Source organism: Ferrimicrobium acidiphilum DSM 19497 (assembly GCF_000949255.1).
GTDB classification, from domain to species: Bacteria; Actinomycetota; Acidimicrobiia; order Acidimicrobiales; family Acidimicrobiaceae; genus Ferrimicrobium; species Ferrimicrobium acidiphilum.
In genome coordinates, this window is the sequence record NZ_JXUW01000002.1 from 40,733 (window position 1) to 62,859 (window position 22,127).

Annotated in this window: 21 protein-coding genes; 14 read left to right on the forward strand and 7 right to left on the reverse strand. The window is 55.6% G+C overall.

All coding sequences use genetic code 11. The features are described from left to right. Nucleotides 1–590: 590 nt before the first annotated feature. From FEAC_RS01170 to FEAC_RS01205, 8 genes are all read left to right on the forward strand, one after another. The gene (locus FEAC_RS01170) at nt 591–932 is read left to right on the forward strand and encodes a hypothetical protein (RefSeq protein ID WP_152623010.1); all 342 of its coding nucleotides are present in this window, start codon (nt 591–593) and stop codon (nt 930–932) included. Between the two features lie 394 nt (nt 933–1,326). Continuing rightward, nucleotides 1,327–2,346, forward strand: a complete 1,020-nt coding sequence (trpS, locus tag FEAC_RS01175; RefSeq protein WP_035388302.1) for a tryptophan--tRNA ligase — start codon at nt 1,327–1,329, stop codon at nt 2,344–2,346. Continuing rightward, a complete protein-coding gene (locus tag FEAC_RS01180) occupies nt 2,336–2,767 on the forward strand; it encodes a Sec-independent protein translocase subunit TatA/TatB (RefSeq protein ID WP_035388304.1) in 432 nt (143 codons plus the stop codon). Before trpS ends, FEAC_RS01180 begins: the two co-directional genes overlap by 11 nt. A gap of 53 nt (nt 2,768–2,820) precedes the next feature. Further along, a complete protein-coding gene (gene tatC, locus FEAC_RS01185; RefSeq protein ID WP_052565126.1) occupies nt 2,821–3,546 on the forward strand; it encodes a twin-arginine translocase subunit TatC in 726 nt (241 codons plus the stop codon). Between the two features lie 38 nt (nt 3,547–3,584). Next, a complete protein-coding gene (locus tag FEAC_RS01190) occupies nt 3,585–6,155 on the forward strand; it encodes a DEAD/DEAH box helicase (protein ID WP_152623011.1) in 2,571 nt (856 codons plus the stop codon). 72 nt (nt 6,156–6,227) lie between these two features. Then, nucleotides 6,228–7,823, forward strand: coding sequence for an FAD-dependent thymidylate synthase (locus FEAC_RS01195; protein WP_052565130.1), 1,596 nt, complete (start codon nt 6,228–6,230; stop codon nt 7,821–7,823). A gap of 84 nt (nt 7,824–7,907) precedes the next feature. Beyond that, complete coding sequence (locus tag FEAC_RS01200) at nt 7,908–8,432, forward strand: DUF4193 family protein (protein ID WP_052565132.1); 525 nt, start codon at nt 7,908–7,910, stop codon at nt 8,430–8,432. A 48-nt stretch (nt 8,433–8,480) separates the two neighbouring features. After that, nucleotides 8,481–9,047, forward strand: a complete 567-nt coding sequence (locus FEAC_RS01205) for a hypothetical protein (protein WP_035388305.1) — start codon at nt 8,481–8,483, stop codon at nt 9,045–9,047. 51 nt (nt 9,048–9,098) lie between these two features. Here the strand turns inward: FEAC_RS01205 and FEAC_RS01210 are convergent, their stop codons facing one another. Genes FEAC_RS01210 through FEAC_RS01220 form a run of 3 tightly spaced genes read right to left on the reverse strand, consistent with a single transcriptional unit; the run spans nt 9,099 to nt 11,212 of the window. After that, nucleotides 9,099–9,491 carry an NUDIX domain-containing protein gene (locus tag FEAC_RS01210; protein ID WP_052565134.1) on the reverse strand — a complete coding sequence of 131 codons (393 nt, stop codon included), beginning with the start codon at nt 9,489–9,491 and terminating at the stop codon, nt 9,099–9,101. A 38-nt stretch (nt 9,492–9,529) separates the two neighbouring features. Then, the gene (locus FEAC_RS01215; RefSeq protein ID WP_035388306.1) at nt 9,530–9,889 is read right to left on the reverse strand and encodes a GNAT family N-acetyltransferase; all 360 of its coding nucleotides are present in this window, start codon (nt 9,887–9,889) and stop codon (nt 9,530–9,532) included. Between the two features lie 3 nt (nt 9,890–9,892). Then, nucleotides 9,893–11,212 (reverse strand): hypothetical protein, encoded by a 1,320-nt coding sequence (locus FEAC_RS01220; RefSeq protein WP_035388308.1) that lies wholly within the window; start codon nt 11,210–11,212, stop codon nt 9,893–9,895. Nucleotides 11,213–11,318: 106 nt separating this feature from the next. Here FEAC_RS01220 and FEAC_RS01225 point away from each other — a divergent pair, with 106 nt between their 5' ends. Then, on the forward strand, nt 11,319–12,161 hold the full coding sequence (locus tag FEAC_RS01225) for a deoxyribonuclease IV (protein WP_052565136.1): 843 nt from the start codon (nt 11,319–11,321) through the stop codon (nt 12,159–12,161). A gap of 79 nt (nt 12,162–12,240) precedes the next feature. Here FEAC_RS01225 and FEAC_RS01230 read toward each other — a convergent pair whose 3' ends face one another. The 3 genes from FEAC_RS01230 to fabI all read right to left on the reverse strand — a co-directional run bounded on the left by FEAC_RS01230 (nt 12,241) and on the right by fabI (nt 14,895). Then, nucleotides 12,241–12,915: an HAD family hydrolase gene (locus FEAC_RS01230; RefSeq protein ID WP_052565138.1), complete on the reverse strand. Its 675-nt coding sequence runs from the start codon at nt 12,913–12,915 to the stop codon at nt 12,241–12,243. A 178-nt stretch (nt 12,916–13,093) separates the two neighbouring features. Then, nucleotides 13,094–13,918 carry a hypothetical protein gene (locus FEAC_RS01235; RefSeq protein ID WP_035388310.1) on the reverse strand — a complete coding sequence of 275 codons (825 nt, stop codon included), beginning with the start codon at nt 13,916–13,918 and terminating at the stop codon, nt 13,094–13,096. Between the two features lie 203 nt (nt 13,919–14,121). Then, nucleotides 14,122–14,895, reverse strand: a complete 774-nt coding sequence (gene fabI, locus FEAC_RS01240; RefSeq protein ID WP_035388311.1) for an enoyl-ACP reductase FabI — start codon at nt 14,893–14,895, stop codon at nt 14,122–14,124. A gap of 92 nt (nt 14,896–14,987) precedes the next feature. Here fabI and npdG point away from each other — a divergent pair, with 92 nt between their 5' ends. From npdG to FEAC_RS01260, 4 genes are read left to right on the forward strand one after another with little or no spacing between them, the layout of a single operon-like run. Continuing rightward, complete coding sequence (gene npdG, locus FEAC_RS01245) at nt 14,988–15,647, forward strand: NADPH-dependent F420 reductase (RefSeq protein ID WP_052574644.1); 660 nt, start codon at nt 14,988–14,990, stop codon at nt 15,645–15,647. Continuing rightward, nucleotides 15,648–16,769, forward strand: coding sequence for a cysteine--tRNA ligase (locus FEAC_RS01250; RefSeq protein WP_035388313.1), 1,122 nt, complete (start codon nt 15,648–15,650; stop codon nt 16,767–16,769). Then, complete coding sequence (thrS, locus tag FEAC_RS01255) at nt 16,766–18,697, forward strand: threonine--tRNA ligase (protein WP_081900933.1); 1,932 nt, start codon at nt 16,766–16,768, stop codon at nt 18,695–18,697. Before FEAC_RS01250 ends, thrS begins: the two co-directional genes overlap by 4 nt. Then, nucleotides 18,697–19,185, forward strand: a complete 489-nt coding sequence (locus FEAC_RS01260) for an HIT family protein (protein WP_035388315.1) — start codon at nt 18,697–18,699, stop codon at nt 19,183–19,185. Before thrS ends, FEAC_RS01260 begins: the two co-directional genes overlap by 1 nt. Nucleotides 19,186–19,191: 6 nt before the next feature. Here the strand turns inward: FEAC_RS01260 and FEAC_RS01265 are convergent, their stop codons facing one another. After that, nucleotides 19,192–21,192: an elongation factor G gene (locus FEAC_RS01265; RefSeq protein WP_052565142.1), complete on the reverse strand. Its 2,001-nt coding sequence runs from the start codon at nt 21,190–21,192 to the stop codon at nt 19,192–19,194. Between the two features lie 128 nt (nt 21,193–21,320). On the opposite strand from FEAC_RS01265, the gene FEAC_RS01270 reads away from it, so the two are divergent. After that, nucleotides 21,321–22,103 carry a CDP-alcohol phosphatidyltransferase family protein gene (locus tag FEAC_RS01270; RefSeq protein WP_052565144.1) on the forward strand — a complete coding sequence of 261 codons (783 nt, stop codon included), beginning with the start codon at nt 21,321–21,323 and terminating at the stop codon, nt 22,101–22,103. Nucleotides 22,104–22,127: the final 24 nt, after the last annotated feature.

The window sequence follows — 22,127 nt, forward strand, 5'->3', positions numbered from 1 at the left end:
CGTGGTGTGATCCAACACCGGAGGTTCGCCCTCAGTTCTGCTTGGCTGTCAAGATTGCCTGAAGCGCAGCTACTTATGCACAAACTCGCGGAGGAGGTAGGCGATTCTCATCTTGGCGCGAGTGGAGCTGCTAATTGGATCGCTAGTCATTCGAGGCGGGCATGGTGGCCGGCGGAGTCAGCCATACTCAGGCTCCTTCCGTCGATCACCGACAGGCAGCTCGCGCTAGAAGGTGGCTCTAGCAAAGGTAGATGCTGGTTGACCTGCAACCGTCGCATGGAGCTTCCCACTAGCTCGGCCCATAGACAGTGGGCGAGTTGGATTGGGGAGCCGTATCTTCATCGACCAATGGACATCATCGAACCTTGGCGAGGTATGACAGTACATTCGGCGGCCCTGGCGCCCCTCATCGGTCAAGTATTTCGGTCAAGCTACGGGCGGTTTGGCATGCTAGAAGAGGAGGATTTACCCTGCTCATTACGGCTCCGGAAGGCAAAAGTTTGAAATTATTCAGATTCGGCTCAGTGTTGTGGCCGAACGTACCGATACCTTGGGCATTGGATGAATTCGAAGCTGCGAAGGGAGTCGCAATGCCTATCATAAGAGCTTCCTGCCCGACGTGCGGGGACGTCGACATAGCGCCTGACGCCATGACGGTGATGCTCTGTTCATCCAACGGTGAGGCCAGCTATGTGTTTCGATGCCCGAACTGTGCAATGGTGGTCTCCAAGGCGGTGGACAAGAGGATTGTAGAGATCCTGGTGTCATCTGGAGTGCGGATCCATTTTTGGCGCCTCCCGGATGAATCTGAGGAGGAGATGACCGGTCCACCGGTTGATTTTGACGACCTCATTGAGTTCCACAATCAGCTCTCCGACCCGACTTGGCTAGAGCGTCTTATCCGTTACAGCCAGGGAAAATATGAACAGTAGTTGCCGCTCGTCGGTCCGCCAGCTCGAGATCTGGACGAGCGTGCAGAGGTCGCTTTGCTGTCTGTGTGAGTAAAACAGGACTTTACTACACTGTAAGCGCAATACCCATGCAGTACTCGATACTTGCCCGTAGCATTTTCGTAGCCATGGCGCTAGTCTGATTAGGTGGCATACCTATGCTCTCACGAGTCGGCTGAGGAGAGATGTTCTTTGGGTCCGCGGTCCGAGACTATGGTGCCATCATCTTTAAGGTGCACAGCGATAATTGGTCAAACAGGCGAGTGAAGTTGTGGGTTTAGGTTCATAGTTTCGGCTAGCTGGATTTAGGCTGTCGTGGACGGGGACGGAGTGGGTGATCGTAGAGTTTGGTTGCTCAGGAATGGAGTAGACGCTGGTGACGGCGAAGCTTGAACGAGTACTCTCGGGCGTGCAGCCTACTGGTCAGCCGACACTCGGCAATTATCTTGGTGCATTCAGGCAGTGGCGAACCCAACAGCAACAGTACGAGAGTGTGTTCTTGATCGTCGATCAGCATGCTTTGACGGTTGAACACCAACCTGCTAGCCTCCGTGAAGGCACACTCCAGATGGCTGCGCTTCTGTTTGCAGTTGGGATCGATCCGCAACGGTCCACCGTGGTAATCCAAAGTCACGTACCTGGACATTCGCAGTTGGCCTGGCTGATGGAGTGCACGGCGACCTATGGTGAGCTGTCGAGGATGATCCAGTTTAAGGATAAGTCGAAGGGTTCAGCGATGGTACGCGCTGGCCTATTCACATATCCGGCACTGATGGCCGCTGATATACTGCTGTACCAGACCGATCTGGTTCCTGTCGGCGAAGATCAGATCCAACATATCGAACTTGCTCGCACGGTCGCCACCCGATTCAATCATGCCTATGGTGAGGTGTTTACACTCCCTCGGTCGCTGATACCAGCTGTTGCCGCGAGAGTCATGGATCTTGGCCACCCGGAGATGAAAATGAGCAAGTCCTCCGCTGATGGCCAGGGCAACATCTATCTTCTGGATTCAGATGATCAGATTCGTCGAAAGATTGCGAAAGCCAAAACCGACCTCTTCAACGAAGTACAGTATGTGGAAGATAATCCTGAGCGTGCAGGTGTGCGCAACCTACTAGAGATCCTGGCGGCGTTGACCGATCGTGAGCCAAAGGAGGTGGCGGCGGATTTCCACCGCTACGGTGATCTCAAAGAGGCAACCGCCACAGCTGTGATCGAGCAGCTCTCTCCGATTCGAGAGCGCTATCAGTACTATCTAGCTGATCAAGCACAACTTGAGAGCTGGCTTGCAGTTGGTCGAGAGCGAGCTACCCGGTTGGCAGCCTCGACGTTGGAGCGGGCTTATGATGCCGTTGGCTTTCTTCCAATCAAGGAGGTGACCCTTGCAGATTGATCCTATAAAACTTGCCTTTGTGGCGATCGCCGCACTTGTGCTCCTCGGTCCAGAGCGACTCCCTCAGGTGGCAAAGAAGGCGGGAGAGCTGTTGAATACGCTCCGGAGCCACCGCGATTCGTTGACCAGTCAGATCAACTCCGTCACCAACCTGCCGAGCTCGGCGATGGGTGGTTTTCTCGGAGAGACATTGAAGACCGCCGGGACGGTCACCTCTATGTTTCAGCCCGCAGGAGTCGTGGGTTCAGTCCTCCAACCAGCGCGCATGGTGAACTCGGTACTCCAGCCGAGGAGCAAGGCAACCCAGCCGTTCTCGGTTACCCCCAGAACGCTACAGGACCCGTCATCTGCTGAGTCCGAGACGAAGCAGGCGTCGACGCTCAATCCGGGTTACACCCTCGGATCACCGGACCTTAACTAGTCATGGGTTTGAGCATCCATCGTCGTCAGTCGACGCCACCCAACGAGATGTCGATGATCGAGCACCTCCGCGAACTGCGCAAGCGGTTGATCATCTCGATTATTGCCGTCTCTCTAGGTGCTGTGGTGGGCTACATCGTGTATCCGTCGGTCCTCACTTTTCTGATGCATCCACTCTGTATCACCAATGGTGCAAATAACTGCGGTCTCTATGTCACCGGCCCCTTCGATGGCTTCTCGGTTCGGTTGAAGGTGGCCGTCATCTCCGGTCTCTTCTTTGCGTCGCCGGTTGTCCTCTGGCAGCTGTGGAAGTTTATAGCTCCCGGGCTGCATTCTAAAGAGCGACGTTACGGCTTGGCCTTTGTGCTTAGCTCATTGCTGCTCTTCGGTATTGGAGCGATGGTAGCCTATCTCGTCTTCCCTCATGCGCTGCATTTTTTTGAATCTGCTGCTGGTGCTCATGTGCACGCCATCTACACACCTCAGAATTACCTCAATTTTCTTATGCTGTTGATGGTTGCCTTTGGGGTTTCGTTCTTGTTCCCACTGGTGCTCATAGTTTTGGAGCTACTTGGTGTTGTGTCTACGACTGCCTTGCGCAAACGGCGACGTTACGCCTGGTTGGGTATCATCGTGGTGGTGGCTATTTTCATTCCAAGCAACGACCCCTATTCACTTACTGCCATGGCGGTGCCGTTGTTGCTCTTCTACGAGCTTGCGATTCTGGTTGGAAGAGTCCTTCTCCGTCCGGGTGCGAAGGCATCGCGTCAGGAGAGCTAGGAGCCCTCGGGTAGGATCATAGATAAAGATACGTGTCGTTGAAGCTGACAACCGTCACTTCAGGTCTACGGTGTCGAATGGGGAGATACGTGACTTATGTCTCTCACTTTGAGGGTCGGGTCGATATCGAACTCGACCCGTTTCAAGAGGAGGCCATCGCGGCCATCCTTCGGGATGAGTCGGTATTGGTTGCGGCGCCCACCGGATCAGGCAAAACACTCGTGGGAGTGTTTGGGGCATGCCGCGCTTTAGATCTTGGGCTTCGGACGTTCTACACTACACCGTTGAAGGCGCTCTCGAATCAGAAGTACGCCGAGTTCGTGCGTGCTTTTGGCGCTGAGAACGTAGGTCTTCTCACTGGGGATAACTCGATCAATCCTAGTGCTCGGGTGGTCGTTATGACCACCGAAGTCTTGCGCAACATGATCTATGCCAGCATGGAGGCGCTGGATGATCTAGGACTCGTCGTGCTCGATGAGGTCCATTACCTCCAGAATCCATATCGTGGTGCGGTATGGGAGGAGGTAATCATACATCTTCCTCGGAACGTGAGGCTCGTCTGCCTCTCTGCCACCGTCTCCAATGTGCATGATTTCGCTGCCTGGATGCGTGAGGTGCGTGGACAGATGACAGTAGTCGAGGCAAGAGGGCGCCCTGTACCACTTGAGCACCGTTACCTGTATGCGGATCGACGATCCCGCCAGGTTTTGGCAATCCCGGTTCTCCAGGGAGGTCGGCCTAATCCTAAGGGTTCTGAGCTCGATCCTCCGTGGCTATCTAGCTCTCGTCGTTCCTTCGGCCCCAAGGCTCGAGGTGTCGCTCGGCCGGAGATGATTGAGTTCTTGGCTGCCAATCGGGAACTTCCTGCGATCGTCTTCATTTTCTCACGGGCTGGCTGTCAGGCGGCAGCCGATGAGACCTTAGCGAGTGGGCTCCGACTGACGGCACAGTTAGAGCGCGAAATGATCCGCGAGGTGGTTGATCGGAGGTTGGCAAAGCTCGACCCAAGAGACCTGAAGGTGCTTGGGTACGCTCAGTTCTTGGCGGGCCTAGAGGCCGGTTTTGCGCCGCATCATGCAGGCTTGATCCCACCCTTTCGCGAGATTGTTGAGGAGTGCTTCGAGCGTCTGCTGGTAAAGGTTGTCTTTGCAACCGAGACACTTTCGCTCGGCATTAATATGCCGGCACGTTCGGTTGTGATCGAGAAGATGGTCAAGTTCAACGGCGAGACTCACAAAATTTTGTCTCCGGGCGAGTACACCCAGTTTTCTGGGCGAGCTGGGCGTCGCGGGATCGATCATCGAGGAAGCAGCTACGTCGCCTGGGGCGGCGGGGTAGCCTTCGCTGATGTGGCTCGAGTGGTCGAAGGTGAGTTCTATCCAATTACGAGTTCGTTTCGCCCGACATATAATATGGCCGCCAATCTCGTCAAACGTTACACTCCAGAGGCTGCTCGGGAACTGTTGAACCTTTCGTTTGCCCAGTTCTCCCAGGATGCCGAGGTGGTAAGGCTAGAGGCTGAGCTCCGAGGTTTGCGACGTCGACGTTCGTCGTCTCGGCCGCTCGGAGAGGTTGATGAGATCCGAGTGGTGCCTGGATCGGTTATCTCGGTCCCTGCAGCTGAGGGTGCACGTCATCGCGCTTCGCTGCTGGTGCTATCGGTGTCTACCCGGCATCATGGTCGTATGAAGATCCAGACCGTGTCCCCATCAGGTCGAGGGTATACGTTGGAGGCGACCCACTTGCGTGAGGCGCGGCTACAAAAGCGAATCACGTTACCCCCGGTGGATCGCGGACGCAAAGAGCTGATGCGACGTGAGGCGGCCAAGGAGCTGAAGCGTAGTCTGAAGGCGAGACATCATCAGGAGCCGTCTAAGGAGTTTCTCGAGACCGGAGTCGCCCGAGAGAGCGAGCTGCGCGAGGAGGGCAGGGTTGCAAGAATAGAGGAGCGTATCAGCCAACGGCGTGCCGCCCTTTCAGGATATTTTGACCGAGTGTTGTCGGTGATGGAGGCGTTTGGCTTCTCGAGAGGCTGGTCACTTACCGCAACCGGTTCGATTCTCGCAAATCTCTATTCAGAGTCAGATATCTTGTTGGCACTGGCGCTCGACACCTTAGAGTTGGAGGCGCTTAACGCGCCGGGATTCGCCTCAGTGCTCTCGTGGATGACATTCGAACCTCGACCGAGCTTTACCGGAACCGGTCTTCGCTCTACCCATCCTGAACTCATCGATCGTTTTCGCGAGGTCCGGCGCATGTCAGGCGAGCTGCAACGGCTAGAAGGGGTACGAGAATTGCCGCTTACCCGTGTACCCGATGTTGGTTTTAGCGAACTCGTCTACGACTGGGCAGATCAAAAGCCATTGGAGCGCATTCTGCGTGTAGCGCCTATTCCTCCAGGAGACTTTGTACGCAATACCAAGCAGATCGCCGACCTTGCTCGACAGGTAGCCGCGGTCTACCAGGATCATCCTCTTGGAAAGCTTGCTCGCCGCACTGAGGCATCGATTGTCCGAGGGATCGTGGCGATCTCATCGGAGGTGGAGGTGTTGACCAACGAGGATGTTCAGTTCGTCGAGGACGGTGGATTTGATGTCGTCGGTCTCTGAGCTTGCGGTGGCTAGCCAGACGTCGTCGTGAGAGCTGCGTCGTTGGAGCTACGCTGTCGGTAGGCTAGCGGCGTGGAAAACTACCTACCCGAAGTCTTTTCTGGCGCCGAGCTTGAGGCGCTAACCCCGTACTTCACCAATACTGATGGACCCGTCTTCTGTCTCCAGAACATTCCTCAGGAGTTGGCGGCGGCGCTGTTTGCTCGGTATTCGAGGTCGAACAAGTCGTTACGACGTATCTTCCTTGATGAGTTTATCGAAGACGTGGAGTCAATTAACGTACAGGCTGGCCTCGGTGAGGGATCACGCACAAGGCAGTTGATGAAGAGGGTGATCGGAGAGTATGGCGATGACTCTGTGGCTCAGCTTGCCGTCGCACATGTGGCGGTTGAACAGGTGTCTACCGTGCTTACCAGATCGCTTGAGCGTCATCGTCTACTCTCCTTTCTCGAGCAATCGACGCGCTATGTTAATTTAAGTTCTCTACGCGCTGACGGAAGTTTGCGTGCGGTTATCCCTCAGGAGTTCGCGAGTGAGGTTCGCCGTCGCTATCATCTCATTGTCGCCCAGGAGTTCGACCTCTACTCCACTGTCTTTGGGACTATGGAGGCGCGCTTTAGCAAGGGGCTAGACGAAGATGATGTGGCTAGGCGTCGAGCAGGAAGAGCAGCCGCGCTCGATGTCGCACGCTCTTGTCTTCCCATGTCCACCATGACCAATGTCGGTATTGTCGGAAGTGCGCAAGCCTTGGAGTATCTGGTGATCCGGTTGCGTTCGGTCGGCTCGTCTGAGAGCCTGTTCGTTGCTGACGCAATCGCACAGGAGGTGTCAAAGGTTCTTGGCTTGCTGGTGTCTAGGATGGATCGTCCTGATCGTGGGCACCGATGGACCAAGTACCTTGTGGATAGGCGGGATAACGTAGAGTTTCTGCTTGGGCAGCTGGGGGCACATGAGCCTTCTGTGTCGCCGACCCCGTATGCCGAGCCAACGGTTCGCTTGTTGAACGTAGAGCCGCGCAACGATGATGATCTAATCCCGTGGATGTTATATGAGCTAAGTGGTGCGTCGTTTACAGAGTGCGAGCGCTATTCGATAGCTTTAACCGAAGCCGAACGGGTTGCTGTATTCCGGGCTTATGTTGGGGATAGGGAGAATCGCCGACATAAGCCCTCTCGTGCGTGGGAGATGAGCTCGTATACGTTTGAGATCGAAACCGACTACGGATCGTATCGTGATCTGGCTCGTCATCGACTTTTGACCTTACTCGAGCAGGATCCTGTTACTCTCTCCGGCTACCAGGTAGACCCTCAGCTGGCCGAGGAGGGGCTACTCGAGTCAATTGACCCGGTCTTTGAGGCAGCGTTCCGTTTTGCGCACGATCTCCATAACGAGGTATCGGCTCCGACCGCTCGCATGGTACTTCCGTTGGCGACACGAGTGCGTTTCGTCGTTAGGCTCAATGCTCGCGAGCTTTTGCACCTAGTGGAGCTGCGATCTCAACCTCAGGGCCATCCAGTCTACCGGCATATAGCCCAAGAGATGTATCGGTTGTTGGAACGTGTTGGCCACCGACGTATAGCCCAAGCTATGCGTTTTGTTGACTTAGACACTTACTCGCTGGGTCGGACCTCCGAAGAGGAGCACCTAATCGAGAAACTTGAAAATTAGACCCGATTTGTGGAACTAAAAAGGGTTCAAAGTGGTTAGCATTGCCGAATTGAAACACGTGATGATAGAGCGAAAGAGGTAATGATGGCAGGTCGTAAGAAGAAGGTTGCAGAGGAGTCGATGGCGGCACCCACAGACGAGGAACTCGATCTGGATGAAGACATCGACGAGGAGCTCGATCTAGATGATGACCTTGAGGTTGACGACGAGATCGACGAGGAGCTCGATCTAGATGACGACCTTGACGCTGATGAGCAGACGGACGACGAGATCGTTCTCGATGGAATCGACGGCGTTGAGATTGATGAGTTGCCGTTAGAGGAGGACGACGAAGATGTTGAGGACGTTGAGGAGGTTGACGACGCCGATGATGAGGAGGTTGACGACGCCGATGACGATGAGGTGGAGTCAGCGCTAGATGACATCCTGCGTGAGCGTTTTGTGGTCACTGAGGTTGACGACGAGGAGGAGGTCGATGAGTCTGGTGATACCGTTATCCGGGTCAAGCCACGACAACCTGATGAGTTTGTCTGTCAGTCATGCTTCCTGGTTAAGAGTATGATACAGCTGGCGGACACTGACAAGATGTTCTGCCGTGACTGTGTCTAGTAGGATGTAGTTGGCGAGCTGATCTCGGCTCGGTTAGAAAGGAGTGACATGGCTACGCAAGAGACTCCATCGTTCGATTTCGATGATCTTAAACAGGAGGTGGTTAATCGGTTGATCTTTCAACCGATTGGGCTCCTGGCGGCGGTTGTCAGGACACTTCCAAACGCAGCCGAAGAGGGTCGTAGGGTAGTTGAAGGTCCGCTTCAGACCGCAAAATTTGTGGGAGACATGGCGGCCGGCGTGATGAAGGCTAAGTACGGCGCTCAGATCAGCGACCTGGAGGGGAAGGTCTCAGACGTGAGGCGCACCGTGGAGGGTGCTGCAGATCTTGTCATCAAGACTGCTCAATCTAGGGTCGGTGGTTTCGGTGCTGAATCTCAGCCACGTACCACAGACGATGGCGGTGCCGGTGAGGCTACCGTTCACGAGGCCGAGGGCAGCGAGACTGTTGGCGGTATTGTCGGTTATGAATCGATGACTGCTGCCGAGGTAATTAGCCACCTCGATGGCTTGACGCTTTCGGAGCTCGGCGAGGTAGAGGCTTTTGAGCTCGAGCATCGGCGTCGCCGGACTGTGCTTGGACGGGTGTCAAAATTGCGTGAGGATCACCACTAGCAGGCGTGGCGGTACCGCCACCGCCATAAGGTGAGTCGATTTCACGGCTAGTTAAGTGTTGTGGGTTGACTTGCGTCCGTCGGAGATCGCCATGAGCGTGGTGGTCACTCCTGGGGCAAGCGGCATGGCCATCGCCTCATTTAGCTGGAACCAACGGGCGTCTAGTGCGTCGGAGTGTGCTGAGATCGCGTCTGGATCAATGGGTGGCTCGCAGAGGAAGCTAAAGAGGACGTAGGAGCGGCTCGGGGCGTAGAGTTCGATCTCGGCTATCAGCCGTAGTGGACGCAGGGAGATCCCTATCTCTTCGTAGGTCTCTCTCATCAGAGCCTTTAGCAGACCTTCGTGCGGTTCTACTTTGCCGCCAGGTGGGGCCCAGAGCTCCGGTATAGGCGGAGACCTCCTGATGAGCAGGACGCGGCCATGGTCGATGCTAACGGCGGACACTGCAGTCCTAACGCTGGTTCTGATGTCAGCTTGGCTAGCTATAGTTCGATGTCCCTTCGCACTCGGATCTTATCCGAACGGAAGCCCTGGGCTTCGTAGGTGAGCTTTGCCACCCGGTCGCCAGGTGAAACCCACCCGTAAAAGGCGCTGCATCTCGCCCTCTTGGCGACCGCGATGGCCTCCTCAAGGAGCTGCTCACCGATACCTAGATCTCGGAGTTCTGGCTGCACGAAGTGGAAGGTCACCTCCGCCTCCGGTGCACGCGCTGTGAATCGAATCAATCCTGCTGGTATGTCGTTGTAGTAGGCGACCACGAGTCGTTCCTCAGGGCTGATCTCTGGGATCCAATCGTGGAAATCAGGCGGAGTTCTGTCGACCGCATATGTGCGGATCGTCATGGTTCAATCTTCGTTGACTTGAGTCTCTTCGGTAGCAGCTGGTTTCTTTGGTCGTGAAGTCTTCGGCACCATCGCTAGTATCTCAGGCCGGGGTGGAGGAGGAACCGAGACTCCTGTCAGTTGGGCTAATGCTGGGATACGTCCTGCATTCTCCTTGGCAAACTCCATGAGTTCGGGCGTTGCGTCGCTCGGGAGGCTCGTAGGTTGTACATGACGCCGGATCGGGCTCTGGGCTACTGCATCTATGAGAACCATCCATCGTTCTGAAGGAGTATCGGCGCTCATCTCTTCGTTGCAGAGTGTCACCAAGCGCTGGGCAAGTTCCGCAGGTAACTTGGCTGTTGGATCAGGAAGTTTTGCGCTAAGCCGTAGTGCACGCACTAAGCGGTTCTCGTCGACCGCCCCCGCGACTTCCTTCTGCCACTTCTCAGTTTCGGTGCTGGCGCGAGCATTTAGCACCTCGGTGAGTGCGTTGGCTAGTTCTGTGACTTGCTGATTCTTCGCCGATCTATCGGCGGCGGCAAGTATGGAACGTAGATCCTTTAGCGAGATCTCTTGGGCTATCTCATTGGCCGCCTCGGCTCTGTCGAGCCATGTAGCTACACGAATCTTTGGTAGGATGCCTTCGGCAATTTTGAGGGTTGCATCGACAGGTGTCTCGGGCTCTCCAGCCGCAGCGGCTCGTGCATTTTGTTCTGATATGGCGGCGCGAACTGCAGGCAGCCCTCCCTTCATGAGAGCCTCGCCGATCGGACGATGCTCGGGCAGTAGCGATTCGAGCACCTCCCTGCGATGGGTCTCCTTTGGGTGCAGGCGCTTAGCCTCAGACCTACCCGATCGACGTCGATCATTTGAAGTAGGTCGACCCCGAGCACCCCTATCCTGGGATGCCGGTCGGTCTCGATCGTTCGTGCGTTGGGGGCGTTCGCCATCTGCTTGACGATTGCGCGGCCCCTGACCCTGTCGACCTCTGTCCGTGCCTTGACGTGGGCGTTCGCCGCCTTCACGAGAGCCGCGACCAGGACGGTCGGGACGACCCTTTTTGCGAACCGATATCGTCACTAACGGATCATCTGAAGACGATCCAATGATCTCGATTCTGTTATCGGCTGACTTCTTCGGTGCCGGAGCTGTGACGGCAAGGACTTCGATGCCATCGAGCCCCATGGACACCTCCGCGCGAGCTACGTCGCCGATTTTCGCCCCGTCGTAGAGGAGCTCAGCAGCGACAGTTCCCTTGGGACTGCGAGCGCCTGCCGCTCGCCAAGTCCAGCTGTCATTGTTGAGCTGACTCGTCAGCTCAATCTCTAGTTTGGTTGCCATGAGCCTCCACCTGCCACCTGTATCGATTTGTGGCGATCGTCGGTTGATCGCCACCGGGCAATACTAGTCGGACGGTCGATCGGGGTCAGCAGCTAGCCTTGCCGGAATGAGAGTTGGTGCCCATGTCTCCGCTGCAGGTGGGGTTGATGGATTGATACAGCGTGCGAACTCTCTCGGTGTTGAGGCGGCGCAGTTCTTTCTCTCCTCTCCTCGTACCTGGAAGTTTCGTCCGATTGCTCCATCGGTAGCCGGTAAGACTAAGGCTGTGGCACTTGCACAAGGGGTGCAGCGCTTGGTTGTGCATGCGTCGTACCTGATCAACTTGGGCTCCGATGATCCAGTGCTCGCAGGCAAATCGAGCGAATTGCTCGCCGCCGTGATGAGGGCTGCCTCTGCTGATCAGCTCTCAGCTGTTGTCCTCCATCCAGGGTCGCATAAGGGCCATGGTTTCGACGCCAGCCTCGACAGATGGTTCAACGGTGTCGAGCCAGGCCTCGGTTTTGCCTCGGCGGACACAAGACTGCTTCTTGAAAACACCGCTGGCGGGGGTGCCTCCATGGGGCGATCTGTACAGGAGCTTCGTGCACTGCTAGATCTCTGTGCTCGACCGGATGCGGTAGGTATCTGCATCGATACCCAGCATCTGTTCGCAGCTGGATATGATCTGCGGGATCGTGGGGTGGCTTCGGAGCTCGCAGCGCAATTGTTGTCCGAGTTTGGAGACATCCCAGTTGTGCACCTAAACGATTCAGCGACCGAGCTTGGCTCGGCTCACGACAGGCACGCCAACCTAGGCGAGGGCGCGATTGGCCTTGAGGCTTTAATCGATTTCATCGGCCATGAGGTATTCCGTTTCGCGGACATCATCCTTGAGGTCCCTGGTTCGGGTGATGGGCCACGTGTAGAGGACGTGTCACTGCTTCGGGAAGCGCTCAAGCAGCGCGAATAGACAAGAGTTTGTCTGGGCCCTGTCTAGCACGTGTGCTTTGATATAGATGATAGCTGGGCAAGATTGGATGAGCCGATGTTTACCACCGTGGGCGATCGTCTTCATCGACATCACCTTGGTTGATCGACAGGCCGTTCTCCAACAAAAATGTTCGAAGATCGAGATTATCGAGGAATTGATGGGTACGATAGCCAGCCTTGCTAGCCGCGTAGACATTATCGAGGCGGTCATCTATAAATAGCGTGCGAGCTGGGGTCAATGAGAAGGTGGTAGTCAGCGTCTGATAGAACGCAGGCGAGGGTTTGGTGACACCGATCAGGCCAGATACAAGGGCGCCGTCAAACGATCGGAGGAATGGGAAGGTGTCAAGAGCTAGTTTCCAGTACTCACCCGGCCAGTTCGTGGCTGCGTAGGTGGGAACGCCTGATAGCTGGATCTCTGCCAGCATCTGGACCAGTGCGGAGCTGGGCGCCCCCCACATCTCGTCGAAACGGTCGTTGTAGGCTTGAATTAGCGAACGCAGCGGTCGATGTTTGGCCATCAATGGTTCGGCCGCTGTTGTGAACGACACTCCGGCATCGAGTTGGAGGTGCCATGTTGGCGTGCAGATGGTCTCGAGGAAATGCTCCATCACAGCCTCACTAGGGATGAGCTTACGATATAAGTTTCTCGGATTCCATTCGATAAAGACGCCGCCAAGATCGAATACGATCGCCTCTGTGCTCGCGGCGGGCGTTGTGGAGTCGGCTCTCACTCGAGAGAGTATAGTTCGATGCGTTGCTCTCCAAAAAGATGGCGACTCCTGTGGCCTATGGCATATCGATGCGGCAGTTTACCATAACAGTGGTGCAATCTGCGTCTGTAAGCGCGAGCGGATTGCACGAGTTACCTACTGTTGGGTACCAGGGTTGAGGTGATAGTCAAGAGTATGGTTAGAGAACGTTGTGTAGTAATGTCGTGAGCGCTATAACCGGGTACTGGATCAAATTGCTTGATACCGTCAACGTTGGTAAGGTTCCAGAGAGTCCTCCAACGGAGTAGTAACCCGACCAGTGTTCGCTTAGCCCGGCGTCCACGAGGCCAGCGCGAGTTGGTCGACACCATGTCACGCGATTGCTTCCGGGCGGAGGAGTACCTTTGGGTGAGTTGGAGCTGAACTGCCACGAGCTCCATGACCAGGCGCGGATTGTGAGCGGTCCATCGTTGGTGGAGACTGTTGTCGTGACTCCAGTGGTGGTTGAGGTAATCAGCTCCATGGGTACGTTGATGACGCCAAGCTGCGGGTGCGCGCTGATCTTGGGTGTGGGTAGACGGTCGTTGACCACCTGCTCCCAGATAACCTCTATGTTCAGAGTGCCCACCGGATTTGCATCGCACCTTGGGTAGACGCTCAAGCGAGCCCACATCGCCTGAGCCCACGACAGCTCAGCTTGGTACAGAGTCTTCGATGAAGGTTCCACGGTCCGATAGCTGACGCAACTCATAGCCAGCGAGGCTCCGGTGTGGGTGATGAGTGACGGGATGAAGACCGGGCCGATCTGTCCTCCGGTTGTGCCATCTGTACCATGTGATCCACGAAGTACTATGTGATAGGTCGAGCCTGAACCACCGCCATTGACGATCACACTGGTGAGTTGGTCTGGCCAGCGAACATTGACGGATATCACCATGGCAAGTATCGCTGCACCGAACAGTATCGCTGCACCGAACAGTATCGCTGCACCGAACAATGGCGGTTGACGGAAGCTTTGACGCATTGGCCCTCCTTGGCTGTATGCACGACCTGAAGAGTCACGCCATTAGCAAATGATGCCAATGACAGGCAATTCGGTCGTTATATCTCTGCACTCGCTTTTTGCGAACTAGGTGGCTCATCCATGAACCACAACCGAGGGTATCGCAATTAAGTCAGCTGATCAAGCCACCAAGAATCAAGCTGACACCAGGGCTAGTGGGCCTGTTAGGCACCAAAGGCGTGGTAGCCGCCATCTACGTGTATTAACTCGCCGGTAGTCATCGGGAAAAAGTCTGAGAGTAGCGCGACGACACTGCGCGCAACTGGCACCGCGTCTTCGGGATCCCAACCCAGTGGAGAGCGATCTCCCCAGTTGTCTTGGAACATCTTGAAGGCCTCAATCGACTTGGCGGCGATTGTTCTGATGGGTCCCGCTGAAACTAGATTAACTCTGATCTGGGAGTCACCAAGTTCGCGAGCAAGATATCGGCTCAGTGACTCGAGACCGGCTTTGGCCACTCCCATCCAGTTGTAGCCTGGCCATGCCACGGTTGCGTCAAAGTCAAGACCGACCACGGATGCGCCTTGTGCGGCTGCAAGAAGGGGGCGAAAAGCTCTGGCGAGTTCGGCTAATGAGTAGGCAGAGACCTGAATAGCGGTGGCGACGTCCTCCCAGGGTGCCTCCAGCATGGGCTTGTCGAGACAGCTGGGCGGGGCATAACCGATCGCATGGACGATACCATCTAGATGGTCCCAGGTGGTCTGGACCTCTGATGCCGCTTGGTCAACCGATGCTGGGTCGGCAGCGTCTAGCTCTATCACCCTAACGTCTGAACCCAACTTGGTAGCGACTCGGCGTGTAATTGATAACCCTCGCCCGAAACCGGTGAGTATGGTATCGGCGCCTTCATCACGCGCGACGCGCGCTATGTGATAGGCGATCGATGAGGTGTTGAGAACACCGGTGATCAGAAGCTGCTTGTCGTCTAGGATGCCCATTCCCTCTCCCTGGCCTTAAACTCTACCTCAGAGTAATAGCAACGTTGGTTGAAAAGAGCACATGTCTAAAGAGCGTGAGTGAGGAGCTGGGTTTGCAGATTGGAATATTGGGAGGCACTGGTCCCTTGGGGAGTGCCTTGGCGGCGCGCCTCGCTGCGAGCCGTCTCTCGGTCGGTTTAGGGTCGAGAGATGCTAAAAGGGCGATTGGGGTTGTACAAGACTTGATCCAACGCTGGCCAGAGGTGGATGGATACCTCGTTGGTGCCAGTAACGATGAGGTAGCTAGGGCGCAAATGGTCTTCGTCGCCGTTCCGTGGGAGGCGACTGCTCGCCTGGTTGAACCGTTGGAACATATCCTGGAAGGCAAGATCGTTGTATCGATGGCTAATGCTCTAGTCAAGGTTGGGGATGAGTTCGCAGCACTTACGCTGCCGCGAGGATCTGCCGCCCAGCTTCTACAGGCGCGACTACCAGCGGCTATGGTAGTGGCCGCGCTCCATCACGTGCCGGCGCGTTCACTGGCAAATCTCTCTCGTCCTGTGGAGGTCGATGCGTTGGTGTGTGCGGACTCTTCTGGGGCAAGAAGTCAAGTGGCTGGTATCCTGTCGAGAATTCCTGGTCTTAGAGTGCTAGAGGCTGGATCGCTAGCTCAGGCACCGGCTATCGAGGCGATGACAGCGGTCTTGCTGAATATCAACCTGCGATATAAGGCGACTGCGTCGATTCGATTAACTGGAGTGGAGGTTGCTTAGGTGAAGATCTTTGACACCGCGCGTGAAGCTATAGTTGAACTTGATGTTGAACAGGTGGCCCGGATCTACACCTGTGGGATCACACCCTACGATGCGGCGCATATGGGCCATGCCGCGGTGTATGTGACCTTCGACTTGCTCCAACGCCAGCTTGCACGGCAGAACATCGTCTCAACTTGTGTACGAAACGTCACTGACGTCGACGATGACATCCTTCGCAAGGCGCGCGAGATCGGAGCGAATTACCTCGACTTAGCGGCGCGTGAAATAGCTAAGTTTGATCGCGACATGGCCGGCCTTGGGCTTGCTCGTCCTCACTCCGAGCCGAGAGCAACATCAGCAATTCCCGAGATACTGACCATGGTTGGTGATCTTATGGACGCTGGTTTTGCCTATCAGGTTGATGGCTGGGTCTACTTTGAGGTAGCCAAGGCCCCAAACTTTGGCAAGGTTTCGCACCTGTCACGTGAGATGATGCTCGAATTGGCTGCTGAGCGTGGTGGCAACCCGGATGATCCTCGTAAACGAGATTCACTTGACTTCGTGCTCTGGCAACCGTCACTTTCTGATGAACCTTTCTGGGAGTCTCGTTTCGGACCCGGCCGTCCTGGTTGGCATATCGAGTGCTCAGCGCTCGCAATGCGTGAGTTGGGTCCGGTAGTTGACATCCATGGCGGTGGTTCGGATTTGATCTTCCCTCACCACGAGTGCGAGGCGGCTCAGACTGAGGCGATAACCGGTGGCGAGTTTGTGAAACATTGGATGCATGTCGGCATGGTTTGCCTCGATGGCGTCAAGATGTCTAAGTCGCTTGGCAACCTCGTCTTTGTCGGCGATCTTTTAAAACATGCCACTGGCGAAGAGATTCGGCTTGCAATACTTAGCCATCACTATCGATCGACATGGGATTGGTCCGATGCTGTTTTGGCGTTGGCCAAGGAACGCATCGCAAGGTGGAGGGCGAGTGGACCAGGTGTTGGTGGCTATGAAGAGGTTGTTGCCGCGCTCGACTACGATCTCGATACCCCTACCGCCATCGCTGCTATTGAACGAAGCGTCGCCGAAGGCAAGGGTGTTTGGGAGACAGCTCGGCTGTTAGGACTCGATTTGGAGGTCTCATGAACCTAGACGGTAAGTCATTCGACTCCAGTGCAGCCAAGGGAACTGAGTTGCTCGCTCAGTTGCCAAGAGGCAGCGTCAAAGATGTGGTAGCACTTCGAGTCAACGGGGAGTTGGTGGACATCAGTCACACTCTTGACTCACAAGATGACGTTGCACTCGTACGAATCGACACCCCAGATGGTCTTGACATCCTCCGTCATTCTTGTGCACACGTGCTAGCTCAGGCTGTGGTGAGGCTATTTCCAGGTGCGCACTACGCCATCGGCCCGACAACCCAGGACGGTTTCTTCTACGACTTTGCACTGCCGGATGACCGGCGCTTTGAGGTCTCTGATCTCAGTGAGATCGAAGCTGAGATGCGACGAATTGTGGCCGAAGACCAACCGTTCGTGCGCAGTGAGCTTGGGATAGACGAGGCCGAGCAATTGTTTCAGGCTCAGCCATTCAAGAGGGAGATTCTGTCGGGGATTCGCGAGATTGATGCCTCCCAACCTGTGTCGATCTATCGAAACAGTGAGAGTTTCGTCGATTTGTGCAGAGGCCCTCATGTCCCCTCAACAAGATATCTGAAGAGTTTTCGATTGCGAAGGGTATCCGGTGCCTACTGGCGTGGCGACGAGGGGCGTCCTCAACTCCAGCGTATCTATGGATTTGCATTTGCAACTGCGAAGGATACTGATGCGTATTTGAGCTTTCTTGAGGAGTCTGAGAAGCGAGATCACCGTCGAATTGGCCAGGAGATGGACTGGTTCCATTTTCCGTCTGAGATTGGTCCTGGACTTGCTGTATTTCACCCCAAAGGCGCCTACATCCGATACCGGATGGAGGAGTTTTCCCGAGCTAGGCATCTCGACGCCGGCTACGAGTTGGCATGGACTCCGCACCTCGCAAAGTCGACGCTGTATGAGACCTCTGGACACTTGGAGTGGTATAGCGATGGGATGTATCCTCCGATGGAGCTTGATGAAGGGGATCTCTACTATCCAAAGCCAATGAACTGCCCGGGCCACATACTGGTCTATTCAGCGCAACCACGCTCTTACCGAGATCTCCCGTTGCGTCTGTTTGAGTTTGGTACCGTCTATCGTTATGAGCGATCCGGCACCCTCCATGGCCTCCTCCGGGTTCGAGGGCTTACCCAGGATGATTCGCATATCTTTTGCACCCCTGATCAGCTCGAGGACGAGCTCTCACGGCTGTTAAAATTCGTTATCGACATGTTGCGGGCCTTTGGCCTCGAGGATTTTGATGCCGAACTTTCGACGCGTCCTGAGAAGTCGGTCGGGGATGATGCGGAGTGGGATTTCGCCACCAATGCAGCACGATCAGCGCTCGATGCCTCCGATATCGAGTACTCGGTAGCCGAGGGAGAGGGAGCCTTCTATGCGCCGAAGATCGATATTCATCTCACCGATGCGATTGGACGACGCTGGCAGCTTTCTACCCTTCAGATTGACCTGCAGGAGCCTCAGCGCTTTGGCTTGGAGTTCCAGGACTCTACCAATCAGAAGCTCCGTCCGTACATGATCCACCGGGCGCTGTTTGGGTCGGTAGAGAGGTTTTTTGCAATCCTCACTGAACACTATGCTGGCGCTCTGCCAGGCTGGTTACTTCGTGAACAGATTCGTGTTCTTCCGGTAGCCCAAGAGGCAGAGGAGTGGGCAAATATTGTCGCTAAGCGCTGCCAAGACAGCAATCTGCGAGTTTCGGTAGGGGCCGCGGGTGAACCTCTTGGTGGTCGGATTCGTAAGGCGAAGATGGACAAGCTTCCGTATGTGCTAGTGGTGGGGAGTAGTGATGTCGCCGCCGGTACCGTGGGCGTGAATCGTAGAGGTGCAGCCAAGGAGGAACGTGACATTCAGCTCGATGCATTTATTGCTGAGGCTTGTCTAACCCTCGCTGAGCCTGTGTTAGAGGTGCGACGCTGATGGAGCATCTCTTCGCGGGATGGCGGGCGCAGTTTGTAGCGGGTGGAGAGAGGCCGGCTGGATGTGTGTTCTGCACTATCGGTGCCGAGTCGGAGAATGACGATTCTAACTATGTGATTGCACGTGGCAAGCTCTCCTTTGTCGTTATGAATCTGTACCCCTACACCTCTGGTCATCTCATGGTTGTGCCGAGTTCACATGTAGGAGACCTTGCCGGGCTGGATGGGGAACTCACCAACGAGATGCTTGGACTTGTTCGTCGTTCACATGACGCGCTGGTGGCGGCGTATCATCCTGAGGGAATTAACGTTGGCATGAATTTGGGTCGTGCGGCCGGTGCCGGCATAGCGGACCATGTCCATGTTCATCTGGTTCCTCGGTGGTCAGGTGACGCTAACTTCATGTCGACGGTTGCAGAGACGCGTGTGTTACCGGAAACATTGTCGGATTCACTAGCAAAGTTGCGCGCGCACTGGCCAGCTAACTGAGCTTGGCTATGGATTGGTGGTCTTGAGCTTCTCGGCGATATGGTCAGGAACGGTATCGTAGTGATGGTGTCGACTGACGAATGAACCAAGACCGTTGGTCATCGCTCGTAGATCGGGGGCGAAGGAGGTGAGTTCGGCAGCAGGGACGTCTACTTCAATTTGAACCCAGGTAGCGTCTGTGGACGTAGTGTTGAGGATTTTCCCGCGTTTGGAGCTTAGGTAACCGAGTACATCTCCCTGTTGCGCGGCTGTCACCGTGACTGTGAGACGAAGGATGGGTTCGAGAAGTTGGGAACCTGCCTGTTCAAGAGCCTCTCTCAGTGCGATCGACCCAGCCATCTTGAAGCTCATCTCTGATGAGTCGACACTATGGTACTTTCCATCTGTGAGTCGTACTCGAATGTCGGTAAGTGGATATCCAAAGAGGCCCCCAGCTGTCATCGCCTCATGGATTCCCTTCTCGACGGCTGGAATGAAGTTTCGCGGGATTGCCCCACCAACGATCTCGTCGATAAATTCGAAGCCGGCATCTCGCTCCAGGGGCTCCACGACTATCGTGGCCACCCCGAATTGTCCATGCCCGCCGGTTTGCTTCTTATAGCGCCCTTCGGCATGAGCGCTTCTGCGGAAGGTCTCGCGATACTGGGTTATTGGTTCGTGACTCTGTAGCGTGATTTGGCTGCGTCGTTGGATTCGTTCCATGGTGATTCCCAGATGATTGGTTCCAAGTCCCTTGAGTAGAAGTCGATGGGTGCCAGCTTCACGTTCTACCTCAAGCCCAGGGTCATCGGAGACCAGCTTAAAAAGGTTTGCCGCAAGGCGCTCCTCGTCCTGGGGATTCTCGGTGCTTAGGGAGATGGCGAAGCCTGGGGTGACCGTTCGATGGAGCTTGATGTTGTTGGAGTTTCCTCCCTTGGTTAAGAAGGTACCGACGGCTGCGTGCAACTTGGCGACGATGAAGATATCTCCGTGGTCGACCAAGTTTACAGGGGTCAGTTCAGTTGGAGTTTGGATCAAGAGCTGGTGTAGCCGTTCTTCGTTGGTGTTGGCGGTGCCAAGGAGCGCATCTGGTCGAAGCGGTGAACCCAGGTTTTTTAAGACAGCAAGGCGCCCAAGGTACTGGTCATGCGTGGCCGACACGACGAGTGCAATTGGGTCAGGACCCGGGGTCTCATCTGGCGGCGGGATCAGCGCTACCATCGCGTCGAGGAGGTGGTGAAGACCTACATCGGAGGTAGCAGACCCACATAGGAGAGGGGTGAGATGAGTTGCTTTTACGCCCAGTGCAAGTGCGCACGAGAGTTCTTCTGGGGTTAAGTCTTCCCCTGAAAGATAGCGCTCCATAATGGCGTCATCTTCCTGGACAATTTCGTCAAGCAAGACGTCGCGTGCCGATCGCTCATCGACGGCGAGATCCTCGGGGATCCCAACCTCAGACTCGGTGGCTCCGTTATCGAGGAACCCTCGATTGGCTAGGAGGTCGATCACCCCACTGAGCCCATTAGCGTCGGGCAGAGGGAGTTCGAGTGGGTCGATATGTTCGCTGAGCGTCTCGTGCAAGCGATCTACTGTCTTGGAAAAGCTCTGTGGATCTCGTTCGCATTTATTGACAAAGATCATTCGGGGCAATTCGTAATCGTTTATTAGGTTCCAAAGCAGGAGCAGTTCAGGATTCATGACGCTCTGTGAATCAATGACGATCAGGGCCCCATCCGCAGCCTCCATGGCCAAGGCGGTGGAGGCCAGAAACTCTGAGCTTCCAGGGGTATCGATTAAGTTGAGCTTCACGTCCTGGTGAACGATGCTGGTGGTGGTGGGGTCAATCGAGTATCCGTGGCGAATCTCCTCAGGGGTGCGGTCAGATACTGTATTCCCATCCTCCACCCTCCCTTTCGTGGATATTGCTCCGCTGCTGTAGCACAACGCCTCCAACAGGCTTGTCTTGCCGGCTCCTGGAGGGCCAACCAACACGATCGTGCGTAACTTGTCTGTCGAATACTCGTTCACTCCAGCTCCTCCTCTAAGTAAGAACGGCGCGAGCGTCGTTCTTTTAACAGTAGCAGAGCAGATAGCGACGTGTGCGAAGTGCAAAAACATGGTGCTATCCGTCTTCTGGATCCCTTTGAGCAGCTAGAATGAGTGCAAGCTCACTGGGCGCGGCCCACGGAGGTGTAGCTCGAGTGTTTGATGGTAATTTTAGGGCATCGGTAGACCGCCGAACAGCTCCCGTTGGCCGGGCGCTCTCCCGGGCTGGCATTAGTCCTGATCTTCTCACCGTGATAGGGATTGTTTTCTCTGTTGGCGCTGGGGTAGCGGTCGGGTATGGAGCCCTCTATCTGGGTTTTGGATTGTTATTGCTGGGAGCTGTTCCAGATCTTCTAGATGGGCCGGTGGCAAAGGCCTCACAAATCTCCTCGAGTCGTGGTGCCTTTTTTGACTCCTTCGCCGATCGGGTGAGCGATCTTGCCATACTCGGTGGTCTCGCCATCTATTTCCTCAGCATTCATGATGAACTCTTCGCCGTTCTCTCCTTTTTTGCCTATGGCTTTGCCTCGTTAATCTCCTACCAGCGCGCGAAGGCGGAGTCGCTCGGACTGAGCGGCAAAGGTGGGGTAATGGAGCGTGCGGAGCGAGTTCTTCTCCTCTTGGTGGGGTTGTTGGTACATCCTCTATTGCGACTAGTCCTGTTGCTGTTGCTGCTCGGGTCGATGGTTACAGTGATACAACGGTTCGTGAGCATCTGGCGTCAGGCCTCTCGCCGCCCAGATCGAGTGGCCGCCCTCGCACGCATCACTAACCTTCGGAGAGTGAATCGTCGACGGCGCGTTAGGTCTCGTGCTAGCTTGCAGCGTTTTCTACCAGGCACAGGTCGCCCAACGTTCGCACGGCGTAACTCCTCGGGTCGCAAGCGAGCTTGATTTCGCGCGCTCGTCTTATTCGAA

Bases quoted from the DNA above. Each gene is read 5' to 3' on its own strand.
- FEAC_RS01170 (WP_152623010.1), top strand. From the start codon at position 591: ATGCCTATCATAAGAGCTTCCTGCCCGACGTGCGGGGACGTCGACATA.
- tatC (WP_052565126.1), top strand. From the start codon at position 2,821: ATGATCGAGCACCTCCGCGAACTGCGCAAGCGGTTGATCATCTCGATT.
- FEAC_RS01200 (WP_052565132.1), top strand. From the start codon at position 7,908: ATGGCAGGTCGTAAGAAGAAGGTTGCAGAGGAGTCGATGGCGGCACCC.
- FEAC_RS01205 (WP_035388305.1), top strand. From the start codon at position 8,481: ATGGCTACGCAAGAGACTCCATCGTTCGATTTCGATGATCTTAAACAG.
- FEAC_RS01215 (WP_035388306.1), bottom strand. From the start codon at position 9,889: ATGACGATCCGCACATATGCGGTCGACAGAACTCCGCCTGATTTCCAC.
- FEAC_RS01220 (WP_035388308.1), bottom strand. From the start codon at position 11,212: ATGGCAACCAAACTAGAGATTGAGCTGACGAGTCAGCTCAACAATGAC.
- FEAC_RS01225 (WP_052565136.1), top strand. From the start codon at position 11,319: ATGAGAGTTGGTGCCCATGTCTCCGCTGCAGGTGGGGTTGATGGATTG.
- FEAC_RS01235 (WP_035388310.1), bottom strand. From the start codon at position 13,918: ATGCGTCAAAGCTTCCGTCAACCGCCATTGTTCGGTGCAGCGATACTG.
- fabI (WP_035388311.1), bottom strand. From the start codon at position 14,895: ATGGGCATCCTAGACGACAAGCAGCTTCTGATCACCGGTGTTCTCAAC.
- thrS (WP_081900933.1), top strand. From the start codon at position 16,766: ATGAACCTAGACGGTAAGTCATTCGACTCCAGTGCAGCCAAGGGAACT.
- FEAC_RS01260 (WP_035388315.1), top strand. From the start codon at position 18,697: ATGGAGCATCTCTTCGCGGGATGGCGGGCGCAGTTTGTAGCGGGTGGA.
- FEAC_RS01270 (WP_052565144.1), top strand. From the start codon at position 21,321: ATGAGTGCAAGCTCACTGGGCGCGGCCCACGGAGGTGTAGCTCGAGTG.